17 protein-coding genes are annotated in these 18,084 nt (G+C 74.4%); 12 read left to right on the top strand and 5 right to left on the bottom strand.

What is annotated here, in order from left to right; genetic code table 11:
• Positions 1-255: 255 nt before the first annotated feature.
• The gene (locus EBO15_RS43910) at positions 256-849 is read left to right on the top strand and encodes a hypothetical protein (protein ID WP_147481850.1); all 594 of its coding nucleotides are present in this window, start codon (positions 256-258) and stop codon (positions 847-849) included.
• Positions 850-1,162: 313 nt separating this feature from the next.
• Positions 1,163-1,315 carry a hypothetical protein gene (locus EBO15_RS44705; RefSeq protein ID WP_158628473.1) on the top strand — a complete coding sequence of 51 codons (153 nt, stop codon included), beginning with the start codon at positions 1,163-1,165 and terminating at the stop codon, positions 1,313-1,315.
• A gap of 43 nt (positions 1,316-1,358) precedes the next feature.
• On the opposite strand, the gene EBO15_RS38355 is transcribed toward EBO15_RS44705, so the two are convergent.
• Positions 1,359-2,336 carry a sulfotransferase gene (locus tag EBO15_RS38355; RefSeq protein ID WP_122199382.1) on the bottom strand — a complete coding sequence of 326 codons (978 nt, stop codon included), beginning with the start codon at positions 2,334-2,336 and terminating at the stop codon, positions 1,359-1,361.
• Between the two features lie 152 nt (positions 2,337-2,488).
• Here EBO15_RS38355 and EBO15_RS38350 point away from each other — a divergent pair, with 152 nt between their 5' ends.
• From EBO15_RS38350 to EBO15_RS38340, 3 genes are all read left to right on the top strand, one after another.
• Entirely contained in the window at positions 2,489-3,286 is a 798-nt protein-coding gene (locus EBO15_RS38350) for an SIR2 family NAD-dependent protein deacylase (RefSeq protein ID WP_122199381.1), read from the top strand.
• A 114-nt stretch (positions 3,287-3,400) separates the two neighbouring features.
• Positions 3,401-4,417, top strand: a complete 1,017-nt coding sequence (locus tag EBO15_RS38345) for a S66 peptidase family protein (RefSeq protein ID WP_122199380.1) — start codon at positions 3,401-3,403, stop codon at positions 4,415-4,417.
• Complete coding sequence (locus EBO15_RS38340) at positions 4,414-5,319, top strand: hypothetical protein (RefSeq protein WP_122199379.1); 906 nt, start codon at positions 4,414-4,416, stop codon at positions 5,317-5,319. The genes EBO15_RS38345 and EBO15_RS38340 overlap by 4 nt, the downstream gene beginning before the upstream one ends.
• Positions 5,320-5,403: 84 nt before the next feature.
• Here the strand turns inward: EBO15_RS38340 and yczE are convergent, their stop codons facing one another.
• On the bottom strand, positions 5,404-6,057 hold the full coding sequence (gene yczE, locus EBO15_RS38335) for a membrane protein YczE (RefSeq protein ID WP_122199378.1): 654 nt from the start codon (positions 6,055-6,057) through the stop codon (positions 5,404-5,406).
• Between the two features lie 62 nt (positions 6,058-6,119).
• On the opposite strand from yczE, the gene yczR reads away from it, so the two are divergent.
• The gene (yczR, locus tag EBO15_RS38330) at positions 6,120-7,592 is read left to right on the top strand and encodes a MocR-like transcription factor YczR (RefSeq protein ID WP_122199377.1); all 1,473 of its coding nucleotides are present in this window, start codon (positions 6,120-6,122) and stop codon (positions 7,590-7,592) included.
• Between the two features lie 31 nt (positions 7,593-7,623).
• Here yczR and EBO15_RS38325 read toward each other — a convergent pair whose 3' ends face one another.
• Entirely contained in the window at positions 7,624-8,061 is a 438-nt protein-coding gene (locus EBO15_RS38325) for a CBS domain-containing protein (RefSeq protein ID WP_122199376.1), read from the bottom strand.
• 342 nt (positions 8,062-8,403) lie between these two features.
• Between EBO15_RS38325 and EBO15_RS38320 the strand changes: the two genes are divergently transcribed.
• The 5 genes from EBO15_RS38320 to EBO15_RS38300 all read left to right on the top strand — a co-directional run bounded on the left by EBO15_RS38320 (position 8,404) and on the right by EBO15_RS38300 (position 13,950).
• Positions 8,404-9,720: an NAD(P)/FAD-dependent oxidoreductase gene (locus EBO15_RS38320; RefSeq protein WP_122199386.1), complete on the top strand. Its 1,317-nt coding sequence runs from the start codon at positions 8,404-8,406 to the stop codon at positions 9,718-9,720.
• Positions 9,721-9,797: 77 nt separating this feature from the next.
• A complete protein-coding gene (locus EBO15_RS38315; RefSeq protein WP_233616747.1) occupies positions 9,798-11,042 on the top strand; it encodes an ABC transporter substrate-binding protein in 1,245 nt (414 codons plus the stop codon).
• Entirely contained in the window at positions 11,039-11,947 is a 909-nt protein-coding gene (locus EBO15_RS38310; RefSeq protein ID WP_325051976.1) for a carbohydrate ABC transporter permease, read from the top strand. The genes EBO15_RS38315 and EBO15_RS38310 overlap by 4 nt, the downstream gene beginning before the upstream one ends.
• A complete protein-coding gene (locus EBO15_RS38305; protein ID WP_122199374.1) occupies positions 11,947-12,771 on the top strand; it encodes a carbohydrate ABC transporter permease in 825 nt (274 codons plus the stop codon). Before EBO15_RS38310 ends, EBO15_RS38305 begins: the two co-directional genes overlap by 1 nt.
• A gap of 3 nt (positions 12,772-12,774) precedes the next feature.
• The gene (locus EBO15_RS38300) at positions 12,775-13,950 is read left to right on the top strand and encodes an ABC transporter ATP-binding protein (RefSeq protein ID WP_122199373.1); all 1,176 of its coding nucleotides are present in this window, start codon (positions 12,775-12,777) and stop codon (positions 13,948-13,950) included.
• A gap of 36 nt (positions 13,951-13,986) precedes the next feature.
• Here EBO15_RS38300 and EBO15_RS38295 read toward each other — a convergent pair whose 3' ends face one another.
• A complete protein-coding gene (locus EBO15_RS38295; RefSeq protein WP_122199372.1) occupies positions 13,987-14,871 on the bottom strand; it encodes a hypothetical protein in 885 nt (294 codons plus the stop codon).
• On the bottom strand, positions 14,868-16,301 hold the full coding sequence (locus EBO15_RS38290; RefSeq protein WP_122199371.1) for a phenylacetate--CoA ligase family protein: 1,434 nt from the start codon (positions 16,299-16,301) through the stop codon (positions 14,868-14,870). The genes EBO15_RS38295 and EBO15_RS38290 overlap by 4 nt, the downstream gene beginning before the upstream one ends.
• Before the next feature lie 341 nt (positions 16,302-16,642).
• On the opposite strand from EBO15_RS38290, the gene EBO15_RS38285 reads away from it, so the two are divergent.
• Positions 16,643-18,084 (top strand): AfsR/SARP family transcriptional regulator (locus EBO15_RS38285; RefSeq protein ID WP_147481849.1); only part of this gene is annotated, 1,442 nt, incomplete at its 3' end.

Here is an 18,084-nt window from a genome sequence, read left to right as displayed (position 1 = left end):
GCACCCAACAAGGCATGACCAAAAAGGAGATCATCCGCTGCCTCAAACGCTACATCGCCCGCGAGCTCTACCAACTCATCACATCAAACGATCTTGAACTCGCCGCTTGACATCCATAGGAGCATCCGCACCGTCATCCGGCTCGGCGTCCGTTCACGCCGCCGACCGGCCACGAAGCATCAATACCGTGTTCGAGTGCTCACTTTCCGTAAGGTGAGGTCTGTCAACGCGACAGACAAACGGGGGTGGCACGCGATGACGAGGATGCGTACGGCCGGGGCCGTGCTGACGCTGGCGGCCGTGGCCTTCGCGGGCGCGGCCTGCGGCTCGAGCGGTAAGAACGCGGCGAAGTCCGGCGCGGACGGGGCGCTTCCCGGGGGGACGGCGAAGTCCACGTCCCAGCCGGCGAGGCCGATGGCCACGGTGGCCGCGCAGCAGGCGTCGGTGAAGGCGGGGAGGGTCTGCTCCAACATCGGGGTGGTCGCCCGCACGTCCGACGGCAAGGCCGCGATGTGCGACATGAAGAAGGGCGACAAGCAGCCGCGCTGGGTGACCGCGCCGGCGGGCCTGGCGCCCGCCACGACCGGGAGCGTCCAGATCGGCACCCTCTGCTCGGACGTGGGCGCGATCAGCCAGACCACGGAGGGCAAGGGGGTGACCTGCACGAAGCCGGGCGACGGTGAGAAGGCCCGCTGGGCCCCGGCGAAGGCGGGCTCGGTGACCGTTCCCGGGGCGATCCGTCCCGGGGCGTTCTGCGGGCCGCAGGGCGCGAAGGGCAAGACCGCCCAGGGCGTGGCGTACACGTGCCGCACCACGGCGAAGGACAAGCGGGCGCGCTGGCTGAAGTGAGCCGGAGCGAGCCGCGCCCGGGTCCGCCCTGGGCCCGGCGCGCGTCCGGAAGGGGCCCGGGACGGTCCCGGCGGGGATCCGCAGGTGATCCCGGTCGTGATCGATCGTCCCGGGTTTTCCGGAATGTCGGACGTCGTGGGCTTCGATGCGGTTTCCTGGGTCTTCCCTCCGGCGCGCCGGAGCGGCCACCCGGCGGCCACGTCCCCGCGTCACGATGTCCATGCGTCACGATGTCCTGCGTCACACTGTCCGTCCGTCATGACGGACGCGCGTCACGACGGACGCCGGAACCGCGAGGTCCGAGGAGATGATCATGCGCGTGGAGATCCGTCCGGACCGGTTCGTCCGCACCGGCACCGGCCGCTACACCGTGCTGCTGGTGGGGCTCGGCGCGGCGGGCGTGGCGATCGGCTGGCTCGGCCCCGAGCTGCGCCGTCCCCCCGGGAAGCGCCCCGCGGCCCGCTGAGCCCGCCCGCCTCGCCCGGCGGGCGGCGCGGCGCCCCGCGGGATCAGTCGCTGAGGCGGTAGCCGAGGCGGTGCAGCTCGTGGCCCGCGATCCGCTCGACCTGGACGACCTGGCGCGGCGTGAGGCGGTCGCGCCAGATCCCGACCCGGCGGTCCGGGTCGGCGGGGTCGGCCGGGGCCCCGGACCGGACGAGCCCGGCCATCACACCCTGCGACAGCGGTGCCCCCAGGAACTCCGAGACGGCCTTGGCCGCCCGCCGGGGGTCGGCCGCCAGGTCCTCGAACCGGACGGTGTGCAGCTGGTCCTCGGGGGTCTGGGCGCGCAGCCTCGCCGACAGGCGCACCGAGCCGCGCCAGCGCAGCGCGCACTTCACGGCCAGGGCCGCGGTGGGCCAGCGGCGGCGCTCACCCTCCTCCTCGACGCCGAGGAACGGGTTGGGGAACACCTCGTCCAGGTTGGACAGGCCGGGCCGGAACCAGCCCAGGCAGGCGGCGTCGGCGAGCATCTCGGCGACCACGTCCCGGCCGTCCCTGATCACCTGGACGAGCTGGGCGTCGGGGAAGGCGTCCAGCAGCACGTCGGCGCTGTACAGCAGGTCGGGGGTGGCGTCGGCGAACCGCTCCACGCCGCGCGGCTCGACGCACGGCTCCTCGTCCGGGCGCCCGGCGTCCGGGCGGAACCGGCCGGTGGCCCGGCCCGGGACGGGCGGCAGGCCCGCCAGCGACCGGCACTCGCCGGGGCAGGACAGGCAGCCGCCGGGCGTGATCTGCCAGCTCTCGGCGTAGGCGTCGCGCAGCACCCGGGCGGCCCCGACCCCGCGTCCCGTCGCGATGGACGGGCGCCGGGCGTAGGCGTAGACCAGGCGCAGCACGTTCGGGCGTCCCGCCGTCAGGTGGAACCCGGCGGACCGCTTGACGGCGCGGGCGAGCACGTCCGCGCCGGAGTGGGGGGATCCCAGGATGAACACGGGACGGCGGACCTTGGTCCCGTTGATCACCAGGATGTGCGGCGTCGACCTCATACGAGGCCACAGTTTCTCATTACGCGGGCCCACTCCGGTCCGCCACGCCCGAGCCCGCGCCGCGTGTTTCGCCGGGTCGCGGGAATCCCGGCGGACCGGGCCGGACGGGCGAGACGGTCGGAACCGGGGCGCTCCGGCCCTAGGCTGGGGGCATGGCAGCAGCACCCCCCGGGCCCGGTCCGGGCGACGTGGAGCGCGCCGGGGCGCTGATGGCCGCGGCCCGGCGGATCACCGTGCTCACCGGGGCCGGGATCAGCACCGACAGCGGGATCCCGGATTTCCGGGGCCCGCAGGGCGTGTGGACCAAGGATCCGGCCGCCGCCGCGATGTCCACCATCGGGGCCTACATCTCCGACCCCGAGGTGCGCCGCCGCGCCTGGCGGAGCCGGCTCGCCCACCCCGGGTGGGACGCCCGTCCCAACGCCGGGCACGCGGCCCTGGTCGAGCTGGAGCGCGCCGGGCGGCTGCACGGCCTGGTCACCCAGAACATCGACGGCCTGCACCAGCGGGCCGGGTCCGACCCGGCGCTGGTGCTGGAGATCCACGGCACCATGCTGGAGGCCGAGTGCCTGTCCTGCGGCCTGCGCACCCCGATGCCGGAGGTGCTGGCCCGGGTCGAGGCCGGCGAGGAGGACCCGCCGTGCCCCGAGTGCGGCGGCATCCAGAAGTCCGCGACGATCTCGTTCGGCCAGGCGCTCCGCGAGGACGTCCTGGACGCCTCGGTCGCCGCCGCGCGCTCCTGTGACCTGCTGCTGGCCGTGGGCACCTCGCTGACCGTCCACCCGGCCGCCGGGCTGTGCGGGGAGGCGGCCGACCACGGCGCCCGACTGGTGATCATGAACGCCGAGCCGACCCCGTACGACCCCCTGGCGGACGCGGTCGTCCGCGACCCCATCGGGGAGGCCCTGCCCCTCCTGGTCGCGGCCGTCACGGGCGGCCCGGCGGGCTGAGGAACGGTACCGGGGCACGGTCACGAACCGTTGGCACGTCGTGACCAGACGCCCCTTCCATCGGACGACATCTGCTGACAAGCTCTAGGGATCGCGGTGCGAGGAGGGAACGGGTTGAGCAGCGGGGGCGCTCACGAGACGGAGCGGGACGGCCGTGACGGTCCGCCCGGCTCCCGGCCCCGCAGGCATGCGAGGCTGCGTTCCGGCGACCGGGTGGCGGTCATCGCGCCCAGCGGCCGGGTGGATCCGGGCCGCCTGAAGGCCGGGTGCGAGCTCCTGCGCGGCCTGGGGCTGGACGTCACGGTGGGCGGGCACGCCCTTGACGAGGCCAACCTGAGCGAGGGCCGGGCGGTCCGGGACGACTGGTACCGGCTCGCCGGGACCGACGCCGCCCGCGCCGCCGACCTCACCGCCGCCTGGTGCGACCCGTCCGTGCGGGCCGTCCTGTGCGCGCGGGGCGGCTACGGCGCGACACGCCTGCTGGACCACCTCGACTGGGCCGCGCTCGCCGCGGCGACCGGTCCGGAGCCGAAGATCCTGCACGGCTCCAGCGACATCACCGCGCTGCACGCCGTGTTCGGCGCGCGGCTGGGCGTCACGACGTCCTTCGGGCCGATGGTGGCGTCCCAGATCATGGCGGGCCCCGGGCCGGACGAGGACGGCGAGGGCGCCGTGGCGGGCCTGCGCGCCGCGCTGTTCGGGAGTGGAACGATCGAAGCGGCCGGGACCTCGGTGATCAGGGAGGGCCGCGCCGAGGGACCGCTGACCGGCGGCACGCTGTCGCTGCTGACCGCGCTGCTCGGCACCCCCCACGCCCCGCCCCCGGCCGCCGGGAAGATCGTCTTCCTGGAGGACGTCACCGAGGAGCCGTACCGGATCGACCGGATGCTCACCCAGCTGCTCCAGTCGGGCTGGCTGGACGGCGCGGCCGGGATCGCGCTCGGCTCCTTCCACGACTGCGGCGACCCCGCCGAGGCGGAGGCCGCGCTCGCGGGCCGCCTCGCCCCGCTGGGCGTGCCGGTGCTGGCGGGCCTGCCCGCCGGGCACGGGCCGCGCCAGCTCACCCTCGAACTCGGAGCGCCGGCCGTCCTGGACACCGGCGCCCGCCACCTCCTCGGAGGTCACCGATGACCGGACGGCCCGCCCTGCCCGACCCCTCGGCCGACGGCACGCTCGACTCGCTGGTGGTCCTGGTCGCCGAGAGCCTCGGCTACTCCTGCCGGGCGGTGTCCGGCGAGGTGATGCTGCTGGAGGGCCCGACCCGGCTGCACGTCGGCATGCGGGACCTGCGGCAGATCGCGCGGCTGATCCCGCGCGACGACTGGCCCGCGCTGGTCTCGGACCACATCACCACGCTCACCACGGCGCTGGAGGAGCCGCTCGACCTGTGGGACTTCGACCTGGCCCGGCACCTCCTGCGCACCCGGCTGTACCAGAGCGCGGCCGACATCGGCGGCCTGGCCGCCCGGCCGTTCGCGGAGGGCCTGATCGAGGCCGTGGTCGTGGACACCCCGACCGCCGTCCGGACGGTCACCGGCCACGAGGCGGCCGGCTGGCCCGTCTCCGCCGACGCGCTGTTCATGCTGGGCCGGGCCAACGTCCGCGACGACGGACCGCTCCGCGTGGACGAGCACGACCTCGGCCAGGTGCGGGTGGCGGTGCTGTCCGGCTGGACGGCCTACACCGCGACGCACCTGGCGTGGCTTGAGGAGTACCTGCAGATCGGCGCGCACGGCGCGCTGGTGACCGTCCCGAACCGCAGCCTGGTGATCGTCCACCCGCTGCGGTCGTCGGACCCGTCGCCCCGCGTCCGGTACCGGGCCGCCGCGACCGCCGCGCACGAGCTGCACTCGCACGCCCGGAACGCCTACGAGGAGGGGCCGGGCTCGCTCAGCCCGCACGTGTACTGGTGGCGGGCCGGCGCGATGTCCCGGCTCGACCTGCGGTACCAGGACGGCACGGCCGTGCTGCCCGAGGCGTTCGCGGCGGTCATCGTCGGCGCGTCCCGCAGCGAGCGCGCCGAACCGCTCTAGACACTGTCCGCTCGGGACGCCGTCCGCTCGGGCAGGCGGACGGCCCGGTGGCCCTCGCGGGGCCCCGGGCCGGTCGTGGACGGGTCAGACGGTGCTGGGCTCCGGGGCGGGCTCGGGGGCCGGTTCGGCGGCGGGCTCGTCGCGGCCGGGGATCTTGATCGCGAGGGCGGGGACCGTCCAGTGGCAGATCGGGCCGATGAGGACGGCGTACAGGACGGTCCCGACGCCGACGGTGCCGCCGAGCAGCCAGCCGACCAGCAGGACCGAGAGCTCGATCCCGGTGCGGGCCACGCGGATCGGGACGCCCCGGGCGGCGAGGCCGGTCATGAGGCCGTCGCGGGGGCCGGGGCCGTGGCCCGCGCCGATGTAGCAGCCGGTGGCGAACCCGCCGACGAGGATCGCGGCGATCAGGTACGTCCAGCGCAGGGCCGTGCCGTCGGGGTGGGGGAACATCCAGAGGCCGAGGTCGGCGAACGCGCCGACCAGCAGGACGTTGCTGATCGTGCCGAGGCCGGGCCGCTGCCGCAGCGGGATCCAGGCCAGCATGACCACGGCCCCGGCGATGATGATCCAGGTGCCGAGGGACAGCCCGAACCTGCGTGAGAGGCCCTGGTGGAACACGTCCCACGGGTCGTTGCCGAGGCCCGAGGCCACCTGGAGGGAGATGCCGAAACCGTAGAGGGCCAGCCCGACGTAGAGCTGGGTGAGTCGGCGAAGCGTCAAGGCCGGTCCGTTCATGTTTGCCAATCCTCGGGCAAGTGGTCTGGTGAATACAGGGCCAATGTGGAAAAGTGGCCTTTATGACCGGTATGCCGTACGTGAGTGGACTGCAACTGGCCCGGCTGCTGGGCGAGGTGCCGCGCGAACGGCCGCTGTACGCGGGGCTCGCCCGCGCGGTGCGCGGCCTGGTCCAGGACGGGCGGCTCGCGCTGCGCACCCGGCTGCCCGCCGAACGCGACCTGGCCTCGGCGCTCGGCGTCAGCCGCACGACCGTGACGGCCGCCTACGACCGGCTGCGCTCCGAGGGCTATGTCGAGAGCCGCCAGGGCGCGGGCAGCTGGACGATCCTCCCGACCGGCGGATCGGCCGTGTCACCGCCCGCCGCGTCCGGGACGGTCGTGCCGCGCTTCGGGATGGTCCACGCGCCCGAGTCGGGGGCGGGGTTCATCGACCTCGGCTGCGCGGCGCCGGCCGTCCCGGCGGTCTTCCATGAGTCGGTGGAGGCCGCGGTCGCCGCGCTGCCCCGGTACTACGGCGGCCCCGGCTACGACCCCGCCGGGCTGCCCGAGCTGCGCGAGGTGATCGCCGCCGGGTACGCGGAGCGCGGCGTCCCGACGCACGCCGACCAGATCATCGTGACGAGCGGCGCGCAGCACGCGTTCGGCATGCTGCTCGAGATGTTCCTGACGCCGGGGGACGGCGTCCTGGTCGAGCGGCCCACCTACCCGAACGCGCTGGACGCGCTGCGCCGCCGGGGCGCCCGGCTCGTCCCGGTGGGGGTGGGGGCGGGCTGGGACGTCGACCTGCTCGGCGGGGCGATGCGGCAGGCCGCCGTCCGGCTCGGCTACCTGATCCCCGACTTCCAGAACCCGACCGGCCACTTGATGGGCGACGACGACCGCGCCGGGCTGGTGGCCGCCGCCCGCGCGGCCGACGCGCTGCTGGTGGTGGACGAGACGTTCGCGGGCCTCGCGCTCGACCCGGCGGTGCCCGTGCCGCTGCCGGTGTCCGCCTACGACCGGGACGGCCGGGTGATCAGCGTCGGCTCGGTGTCCAAGGTGATGTGGGGCGGGCTGCGGATCGGCTGGATCCGGGCCAGCGCGCCCGTCGCCCGGCGGATCGCGATCGCCCGCGAGTCGATGGACATGGCGAGCCCGGTCCTGGACCAGCTCATCGTCCGGGAGCTGCTGCTGCGCGCGGACGAGGTGCGCGCAGAGCGGGTCGCCGCGCTGGCCGAGGGCCGGGACGCCCTGGTCGCCGCCCTGCACGAGCGGCTCCCCGACTGGACGTTCCGGGTGCCGCCGGGCGGCATGTCGCTGTGGGTGGGGGTCGGCGGACCGGTCGCGGCGCGGCTCGCCGAGGCCGCGGCCCGGCGCGGTGTCCGGGTCGTCGCCGGTCCGGTGTTCGGCGCGGACGGCGTCCTGGAGGACCGGCTGAGGCTGCCGTTCGTCCTGCCTCCCGCGACGCTGCGGGAGGCCGTCGGGCGCCTCGCCCTGGCCCGCGAGGACCTGCGGGACGCCCCGGCCGCCCGCCCCCTTCGCGTCTTGGTCTAGGGCGGGGCGCGGCCGGACGGCGGGGCGCGGGTCAGGACCCTGTGCGCCGGATGTAGCCGACCAGGTGCTCGCGCTCGCTCTCCAGTTCGTCGATCGAGCTCTTGACCACGTCGCCGATGCTGACGATCCCGGCGAGCCGGCCGTCCTCCAGGACGGGGATGTGCCGGATCCGGTGCTCGGTCATGGTCGTCCGCAGGTCCTCGACGTCGGTGTCGGGCGCGACGGTGCGCACCCGCCCGGTCATGATCGCCGCGACCGGGCGGTCGAGCAGGGGCGCGCCGTGCTCGTGCAGGCGGCGCACGATGTCGCGCTCGGAGGCGATTCCGGTGATGGCCGCGCCGTCCGGCGACACGACGACCGCGCCGATGTTGTGCTCGGCGAGGACGGCCAGCAGCTCGCGCACGGTGGCGTCCGGCCGGATCGTGGCCACCGTGCTTCCCTTCCTTCGCAGGATGTCGCGAATACGCATCTCACACGCTCCGGGGGTTCGGTGCAGGGTTGGCGGTGAGGGGCTCGTGCCCAACGTCGCACGCCCGATGCGCGTGGAAAACCCCTTAAGGGCAAAGCCTGGCGAATCGGCTACGACACATGTCGCTGATCCGGGAACGTCCTGCGGTGCCCCCGGTGCCGGGCCCGTCCGAAATACTCACTTAGAGTGGGTGATCAGTCGCAGAGCGTCCGAATGTGCGGGCCGCGGCTGACCATGGCCGACGCCGACCGCCGGGCCGACGCTGATCACGGGCCGACGCCGATCACGGGCCGACGCCGATCACGGGCCGACGCGGCCGGCCATGGGCCGAAGGGAGTCGTCGTGACCGTTCCCCGCATCGTCATCGTGGGCGGCGGGTTCGCCGGGTACGGCACCGCGCGCCGCCTGGAGCGGACGCTCCGCCCGACCGAGGCGGCGATCTCGCTCGTCGCGCCGTTCGGGTACACGCTCTACCAGCCGCTGCTGCCCGAGGTCGCGTCCGGGACGCTGGACCCGCGGGCGATCGCCGGGCCGCTGCACAAGCTGCTGCGCCGCACCCGGATCGTCCCGGGCATCGCGCTCGGCGTGGACCTGCACGACCGGACGGTCACCGTCAACAAGATCGACGGCGAGCGGACGACGCTGCGCTACGACCGGCTCGTGCTGTGCCCGGGCAGTGTCACCCGCACCTTCGACGTCCCCGGCCTGAAGGAGTACGGGCACGGGATGAAGAACCTCGCCGAGGCCGTCTACCTGCGCGACCACGTGATCGCGCAGCTGGAGCTGGCGGCGGCGACCCACGACGCCGACGAACGCGCCAAACGGCTGGGCTTCATCGTGGTCGGCGGCGGCTACTCCGGCGTCGAGACCACCGCGAACCTGCAACTGCTCACTTACAAGGCGCTCGGCCGCTTCCCGCGGATCGACCCGGCCATGCTGTCCTGGACGCTGCTGGACATCGCGCCCCAGCTGCTGCCCGAACTGGGCGAGCGGCTCGGCGAGGTGGCGATGCGGACGCTGCGGCGGCGCGGCGTGGACGTCCGGCTCGGGGTCAGCGTCCAGCGCCTGTCCGCCGACACCGCGCTGCTCACCGACGGCCGCCTGCTGCCGTGCCGCACCCTGATCTGGACGGCCGGGGTGAAGCCCGCGCCGGTCGTCGCCACCCTGGACGCGCCCACCGAGAAGGGGCGCCTGGTCGTCGGCGCGGACCTGCGCCTGGCGGGCTTCCCCGAGGTGGTCGCGCTCGGCGACGCCGCCGCCGTCCCGGACCTGGTGAAGGGCGGCGGCGCGGTGTGCCCGCCGACCGCCCAGCACGCCACCCGGCAGGCGCGGGTCGCCGCCGCCAACATCGCGTCGGGGCTGCGCGGCCGCCGGGAGGTCAGGCTGTACGCGCACCGCGACCTCGGCCTGGTCGTGGACCTCGGCGGGGCGCAGGCCGTCGCGCGTCCGCTCGGGGTGGACCTCACCGGGCCGGTGGCGCAGGCCCTCACGCGCGGCTACCACCTGTCCACCCTGCCCGGGTTCCGGGCGAAGGCGCGCGTCCTCGGCCAGTGGGCGGTGCACGCCGTCGCCGGGGACGACCTGATCCGGCTGGGCTTCCTGGACCCCCGCACCGGCGCCGCCATCGACCTCGGCCACACGGTCGCCACACCCGTCTGATGCGGACCGGGCCGGCGACGCCGGGCCCCGGGACCCGTGGGACACAGGGGGTTCACAGGGCGCGTGGGGCTCGCGGGGTGGGCGTCGCCAAGCTCGCGCCGCCGCTCTGCGGGGTGCTGCTGTGCGGGGTGCTGGCGGGGTGCGGGTCCGGGGCGTCCGGGGCGCCGGCCGTGGATCTGTACAACGCGCCGCAGCAGCACCTGGCGCGGATCGTCCAGCGGTGCAACCGGATCGCGGACGGCGCGTACCGGATCCGGCTGAACACGCTCCCGCGCGGCGCGGACGACCAGCGCGAGCAGCTCGTCCGGCGGCTCGCTGCCGGGGACGCCGGCCTGGACGTGCTCGGCCTCGACGTCACCTGGACGGCGGAGCTCGCCGAGGCGGGATGGATCCGCGAGTGGACCGGCGCGGACGCGGCGAGCGCCCGCCGGGGCGTCCTCGCGGCGCCGCTCGGCACCGCGCTCTGGCACGGACGGCTCTACGCCGCGCCGTACACCACCAACGTCCAGCTGCTCTGGTACCGGTCGGACCTGATCCCCAGCCCGCCGCGCACGTGGGCGGGGCTGATGGCCGAGTCCGCGCGCCTGGCGCGGGCGGGCAGGCCCGCGTACGGAGAGGTCACCGGCGCGCAGTACGAGGGCCTGGTGGTCTGGTTCAACAGCCTGGTCGCGTCGGCGGGCGGGAGCGTCCTGACGCCGGACGGCGAGCACGTCGCGCTCGGCGCTCCCGCCCTGGCGGGACTGCGGGTGATGCGCGCGTTCGCCCGGTCCAGGGCCGCCGACCCGTCCCTGTCCAACACGCGGGAGGACGACGCGCGGCTCGCGGTCGAGGCCGGACGCGCCGCCTACGAGATCAACTGGCCGTTCGTGTTCGCGTCGATGGCGGCGAACCGCCCGGAGCTGGCGGCGCGCTTCCGCTGGGCGCCGTACCCGGGCCTCACCGGCACCGGGCGGTCGCCGCTCGGCGGCGCGAACTTCGCGGTCAGCCGGTACTCGCGGCATCCGCGGGCCGCGTTCCGCGCGGCGCTGTGCCTGCGCGACCCGGAGAGCCAGCGCGTCGCCGCCGTCGAGGACGGCCTGCCGCCCGCGACCGGGGCCGTGTACGACGCGCCGGGGATGGCGGAGGCGTACCCGATGCGGCAGGCGATCATGGACGCGCTGCGCACCGCCGCGCCGCGTCCGAAGACCCCGACCTACCAGAACGTCTCGACGGTGACGGCCGTGACGCTGTCGCCGCCCCGCTCCGTCGACCCGCCCCGGACGCTGCGCACGCTGCGTTCGCTCATCGGGGACGCGCTGGAGAGCAAGGGGGTGCTGCCTTGACCGCCCGCACCGTGACCGGCCGGGCCGGGAGGGGGGCGGGCCGGGACGAGCGGCGGCTCGGATGGTGGCTGTGCGCGCCCGCCGGGCTGGTGATGCTGCTGGTGACCGGATGGCCGGTCGCCTACTCGGTGCTGCTGTCGCTCCAGCGCTACGATCTGCGCTTCCCGCACCGGCGGGCGTGGATCGGGCCGGAGAACTACGCGACGGTCCTGACCAGCGTGTTCTGGTGGGACGCGGTCGGGGTGACGGCCCTGGTCACGGTGGTCAGCGTCGCGATCGAGCTCGTCCTCGGGATGGCGATCGCGCTGGTGATGTACCGGACGCTCGTCGCGCGCGGCCTGGTCCGCGCGGCGGTGCTGATCCCGTACGGCATCGTGACGGTCGCCGCCGCCTACGGCTGGAAGTACGCCTGGACGCCCGGCACCGGATGGCTCGCCGGGTTCCTGCCCTCCGGCAGCGCGCCGCTGACCGAGCGCTGGCCCGCCCTCGGGATCATCGTCGTCGCGGAGGTCTGGAAGACCACGCCGTTCATGTCGCTGCTGCTCATGGCCGGTCTCGCACTCGTCCCCGAGGACACGCTGAAGGCCGCCGCGATGGACGGCGCGTCCGCGTGGCAGCGGTTCCGGCTGGTCGTCCTGCCGCTGATGGCGCCGACGATCTCCGCCGCGCTGCTGTTCCGGATCCTGGACGCGGTGCGGATCTTCGACGACATCTACGTGCTGACCAACGGCGCCCAGCGCACCTCGTCGGTGTCGATCATCGCCTACCACAACCTGATCTCCGGGCTGAACCTCGGCATCGGCTCGACCATGTCGGTGCTGGTCTTCCTCGGCGTGGCCGTGGTGCCGCTGGTGTTCGTCAAGGTGTTCGGCGCGTCCGCGCCGGGGCAGGACCGGGGGCGCTGATGGGCGGGCACGCGCGCGCCAGATGGGCCTTCCTGGACCTGCTCGTCCTGGTGTACGCGCTGGTCCCGGTCCTGTGGATCGCGTCGCTGTCGTTCAAGGACCCGTCCACCGTCGCCGAGGGGACGTTCTGGCCGACCCGGTGGACGTGGGCGAACTACACCGGCATCTTCCAGAACGACGACTTCGTGCGCGGCCTGCTGAACTCGATCGGGATCGGCCTGATCTCCACGGCGGTCGCGATCGCGCTCGGCACGATGGCCGCCTACGCGGTGGCCCGGCTGAGGTTCCCCGGCCGGAACGCGGTGCTCGGGCTGTCCCTGCTGATCGCGATGTTCCCGCAGATCTCGCTGGTCACGCCGCTGTTCCAGATCGAGCGGCGGCTCGGGCTGTTCAACACCTGGGCCGGGCTGGTCCTGCCGTACGTGACGTTCGCGCTGCCGCTGACCATCTACACGCTCTCGACGTTCTTCCGGGAGATCCCGTGGGACCTGGAGAAGGCCGCCACCCTGGACGGCGCGACCCCGTTCCAGGCGTTCCGGCTGGTGATCGTGCCGCTGGCGCTGCCCGGCGTGGTGACCGCCGCGATCCTGGCGTTCATCGTGTGCTGGAACGACTTCCTGTTCTCGATCTCGCTGACCTCGTCGGACGCGGCCCGCACCGCGCCCGCCACGATCTCGTTCTTCACCGGGTCGTCGCAGTTCGAGGACCCGACCGGGTCGATCGCGGCGGCGGCCGTGGTGATCACGATCCCGATCGTGGTGTTCGTGCTGGTGTTCCAGCGCCGGATCGTGTCGGGGCTGACGTCCGGGGCGGTGAAGGGGTGAGCGGTGGCTGAGATCGTCCTGGCCGGGGTGACCAAGCGGTACCCGGACGGCACCCTCGCGGTGGAGCGGGTCGACCTGACCGTCGCCGACGGCGAGTTCATCATCCTGGTCGGGCCGTCCGGGTGCGGGAAGTCGACGACGCTCAACATGATCGCCGGGCTGGAGGACATCAGCGAGGGCGAGCTGCGCATCGACGGGACGCGGGTCAACGAGCGCGCGCCCCGCGACCGCGACATCGCGATGGTGTTCCAGTCGTACGCGCTGTACCCGCACATGACCGTCCGGCAGAACATCGGGTTCCCGCTGCGGCTGGCCCGCACCGGCAAGGCCGAGGCGGGGCGGCGGATCGCGGAGGCCGCCCGGCTGCTCGACCTGGGGGAGCTGCTCGACCGCAAGCCCGCGCACCTGTCCGGCGGGCAGCGGCAGCGGGTCGCGATGGGACGCGCGATCGTCCGCGACCCGAAGGCGTTCCTGATGGACGAGCCGCTGTCCAACCTGGACGCCAAGCTGCGCGTCCAGATGCGCACGATGATCTCGCGGTTGCAGAAGCGGCTCGGCACGACCACGGTGTACGTCACCCACGACCAGACCGAGGCGATGACCCTCGGCGACCGGATCGTCCTGATGCGCCGGGGCGTCGTCCAGCAGATCGGGCCGCCGCAGGAGCTGTACGACCATCCGCGGAACCTGTTCGTCGCGGGGTTCATCGGGTCGCCGTCGATGAACTTCCTGCCCGCCCGGATCACCGGCGACCACCTGAGCACGGTCATCGGCGACGTCCCGCTCACGGCGGCGACGCGCCGCGCCCTCGCCGGGCACGACGCGCCGCGCGACCTCATCCTCGGGCTGCGCCCCGAGGCGTTCGCGGACGCCCGGCTCGCCGGGGACCGCCCTGCGGAGGCCCGGGAGCACACGTTCACCGGCCACGTCGACATCCTGGAGTCGCTCGGCTCGGAGAAGCTCGCCTACATCGCGCTGGACGAGTCGGGCGCGATTCGGTCCGAGCACCTCGCCGAGGCGTTCCAGGACGGGGCGGGCGGGGCGCACGTCCAGCTGGTCGCGCACCTCGACCCGAGGTCTCCGGTCCGCGAGGGCGAGGACGTCGTCCTCACCTTCGACCCGTCCGTCCTCCACCTGTTCGACCCGGACAGCGGCCTGAACCTCACCCGGACCCACTGACGGGCGCTGACCGGCGCCAGCGGGCGCCGGCGGGCGTCAGGCCGCGGCCGGCACCGGGGCGGCCGGGAGCGGCGGGAGTTCCACCATCCGGCGCTCGGGCCCCCGCCGCCGCAGCGCCAGGTAGCCGACGAAGGCGGCCGGGCCGAACAGCACCTGGGCCGGGATGAGCTCGGGACGGTGGCCGGTCACCGCGTCGATGACGGGCGGGGCGAGCGTCGGCAGGATCGCCCCGAACACCGCGACCAGCACGATCGCCAGGCGCAGCCCGGACCGTCCGTACGCCTTGTAGGACGCCGTGGAGTACAGCGCGTACGCCAGCAGGTCGCCCATGCCGATCACGGCGGAGTACCCGCCGACCCGCAGGCCCGCCGACGGGGCGAACGGGTAGCCCTGGATCGCCTCGGCGAGCTTCTGCGTCAGCGGGATCACGGTCGCGAACGTCAGGTCGTACACGGCCAGGGCCAGCACGAACCACGCGATGTGCCGAAGCCGCATGCCGCCCTGCACGTTCAGGTTCGTCGCCGACACCACGATCATCCCGACGACCACGCTGTTGGCGATCCAGTACACGGGGGAGTCGGAGCCGAGGAGCTGGTGCCCCGCGAGGTCGACGGCGAGCAGCGACAGGATGATCGCCCAGCGCACCGGCGTCCGGTCGACGACGGGCTGGTAGCCGACGGTCAGGCCGCCGGAGAACACCAGCGCCAGCACCGCCGGGAGCGCCCAGCCGGGCAGCGCCAGGTACACGAACGGCAGCGCCAGGACGAACCCCATCATGACCAGGATGTCGCGCCCGTTGAACGTCCCGACCGGCGGCCGCGGTACCCGGACGCGCCGGAAGTAGAACACCGCGCCCGCGGGGACGGCCACCGCGATGGCGAGGGTGACGCCCGTCTGGTAGATCTGCTGGCCGGTGCTCACGGGGTCTCCTTCGGGGCGGGCGCGCGGGTGAAGGTCTCCTCGCGCAGGTCGCAGCGCAGCGGGCAGAAACGGCGGACCTCGTCGTCGCTCAGCTCGACGACCTCGGCGGTGGCGTCGATGTCCCGGTCGGCGAACGCCTTCACCACGTCGGACGGGGACTGCCCGCTCGCGGCGAGCACGACGTGGAGGCGCCCGTCGTCCGCGACTCCGGCGCGGAACCGGGAGGGCCACTCGATGCCGGGCAGGGTGTCCAGGGTCTCGACCACTTCGCGCGTCCCGACGATGCCGGCGCTCGTGCGCAGCATCCGGCTCTCCTTGCCGAGGATCTTGGACACCGCGGGGACGCCCGCCAGCTCGCAGTCCAGCTCCTCGGGCAGCACCCGGACGACGTCGCGGGTGTCGTAGCGCAGCACGGGCATGCACTCGCGGTAGGGGTAGAACGGCGTCACGACCAGGGTGCCCAGCTCGCCGACCCCGGCGGGCTCGCCGGAGTCGAGGCCGATCACCTCGGAGTAGCCCATGTTCAGGTCGAGGTGCAGGTGGCCGCCGTCGCAGGTCCGGCCGCCCGCCGGGAGCAGCTCGGTCACGCCGTAGTTGTCGTTGATCTGGCGGACGCCGAACGTGTCGCGCGCGGCGTCCGCCAGGGTCGGTGAGAGCACCTCGCCGCCGACGAACAGCGACCGCAGTCGGAAGTCGTCCGGGCCGAGCCCGCGCCGCCGGGCCGCCGTGACGAGCTGCCCGATGTAGCTCGGATAGCCGCTGAGCAGGGTCGGGACGGCGCCCGTGCGGTCCAGCAGCTGGTCGAGCGACTCGTCCGGGGGGACCTGGCCGACGAGCCGCGCCGAGGCGTTCGCGAGCCGGAGCAGCTCCACGTCCTCCTGGACGGCGGCGGTCGCGCGCGAGCTGAGGTTGATCTGCATGCAGTCGCCCGGCCGCACCTCGCCGCGCAGCAGCATCGACAGCGCGATCAGCGCGGGCCAGAGCTCGATCTCGTAGCGGGACAGCCACACGCGGGTGGGCGTGCCGGTCGTCCCGGTGGTCTGCGTGCTGAGGTAGGGGTCCGCGCACATCATGTCCGCGCCCCGGGTGACGATGTCGTCCTTCAGGGTCACCGGGACCTTGCGCAGCGACTCGAGGGTGAGCTCCGCCGGGTCCACCCCGGCCGCCGCGAACCGCTCCCGGTAGAACGCCGACTTGTCGCGCAGCCGTCGCGCGGTGCGCCGCAGCGCGCGCGTCTGGAGGTCGCGGCGTTCGTTCGGGTCGCTGAACGGCCCGTCCACGAGCTGCTCCACGTCCTCGCCCGGCGAGCCGAACTCATGGAGCGTGGCGAGGGCGTCGTCCACCAGCCGCTCCACGAGCCGGGGGTTCATCCGCCGCCCGAACACCATCGCCATCGCCACCCGGACCTGTCGGACACCGGTCTCCAGCACGTCGCCTCCGCGGGGGTCGCCCCTGCCAGGAAAAGGGGTCGGGCGTGCGGGGAGGACGAACCTCCCCGCACGCCCGGTGAGGGTTACGTCAGGAAGCGCTGCAAGCGCCGAAGAAAACGGCGGTCATCGCGCCAGTGACGTAGCGGACCTGCTTGGTGGCGGTCTTGATGGCGGCCATGGTGGCCTCCTTCCCTCAGGGCGTCCGAACCGGTCGGCCCGAACAACGTCATCGTGCCCCGGGCTCTTGACGGGACGGCTATCGCCGCCTTTATTGATCTTGTACATCGGGCGCCCGGGCACGCGGCTTCGCGGCCCGGCCGACGAAAGACGGGGAGCGGACAATGGAGTTCTCGCTGCTCGGGCCGGTGGAGGCGCGCGACGGGGGCGGCGCGCTGCCCCTCGGCGGGGCGCTGCGCAGGGCGCTGCTGGCGGCGCTGCTGCTGGAACCGGGCCGGGTCGTCTCGGACGATTCGCTCGTCTCCTCGCTGTGGGCGGTGCCCCCCGCGACCGCCCGCGCGCAGATCCGCCAGCACGTGTCGGCCCTGCGCCGCGTCCTCGGGACGGGGACGATCGTCCGGCGGGGTTCGGGATACGTGCTCGCCGCCGAGCCCGGCTCGGTCGACCTGGAGGTCTTCGCCCGGGGCGCCGAGCTGGCGCGGGCCGCGACCGCCGCGGGCCGCACGGCGGACGCGGCTGCGCTGCTGCGCGAGGCGCTCGCGCTCTGGCACGGGGAACCCCTCGGCGGGGCCGCCTACGACTTCGTCCGGCGCACCGCGCCCGCCCTGGAGGAGCGCAGGCTGGCCGCCCTGGAGGACTGCTTCGAGGCCGAACTCGCCGAGGGGTGCCACGGCGAGCTGGTCGGGGAGATCCTGGCGCAGGTCGAGCAGCATCCTCTGCGGGAGCGGATGCGCGGGCAGCTCATGATCGCCCTGTACCGGTGCGGGCGCCAGTCCGAGGCGCTGGAGGTGTTCCGGCAGGGCGGGCGGTTGCTGCGCGAGGAGACCGGGCTCGACCTCGGCGCGCGGCTGCGCGCGCTGGAGCGGGCGATCCACGCCGAGGACCCGGCGCTCGACCCGCCCGTCCGGACGGTGTCACCGGCGCGCGCCGACACCGCCGCGCAGCCCCCGCGGCTGCCCGCCGTCCTGGCCGACTTCACCGGCCGGGACGCCGAGATCACCCGGGTCTCCGCGGTGTTCGGTGAGGGCGCCCGGGGCGACCGCCCGACCCTCTGCGCGATCTCCGGGGCGCCGGGCGTCGGCAAGTCCGCGCTCGCGGTGCGGCTGGCGCACCTGCTGGGCGGCGACTTCCCGGACGGCTGCGTCCACGTGGACCTGCGCGAGCACGGCGGCGACCCGGCGCGGGCGCTGGCCCGGCTGCTGAGGCTGCTGGGCGTCGCCGACGTCCCGGACGCGTGGGAGGAGCGCGTCGACCGGTACCTCGACCTGCTGTCGGGGCGGCGGATCCTGGTCGTGCTGGACAACGCCGAGGGGGAGGCGGCGGTCCGCCCGCTGCTGCCGCAGGCGCCCGGCTGCGCCGCGCTGGTCACCGCGCGGGGTCCGCTGCCCGGCCTGTCCGGGCTGCACCGGATCGAGCTGCGCCCGTTCCCGTCGGTGACGGCGTGCGAATTGCTCGCCCGGGTCATCGGCCGGACCCGCGCGCAGGCCGAGCCGAGGGCCGTGGCCGAGATCGCCGAGCTGTGCGGCCGCCTGCCGCTGGCGCTGCGGATCGCGGGCGCCCGGCTGGCGCTGCGCCCGCACGGCCAGGTCGCGCGGTTCGCCGCCCG

It is taken from the genome of Actinomadura harenae, from assembly GCF_003696215.1.
GTDB classification, from domain to species: domain Bacteria; phylum Actinomycetota; class Actinomycetes; order Streptosporangiales; family Streptosporangiaceae; genus Spirillospora; species Spirillospora harenae.
The sequence above is the reverse complement of the archived record's forward strand: the minus strand, read 5'-3'. Positions and strand labels throughout refer to the sequence as shown.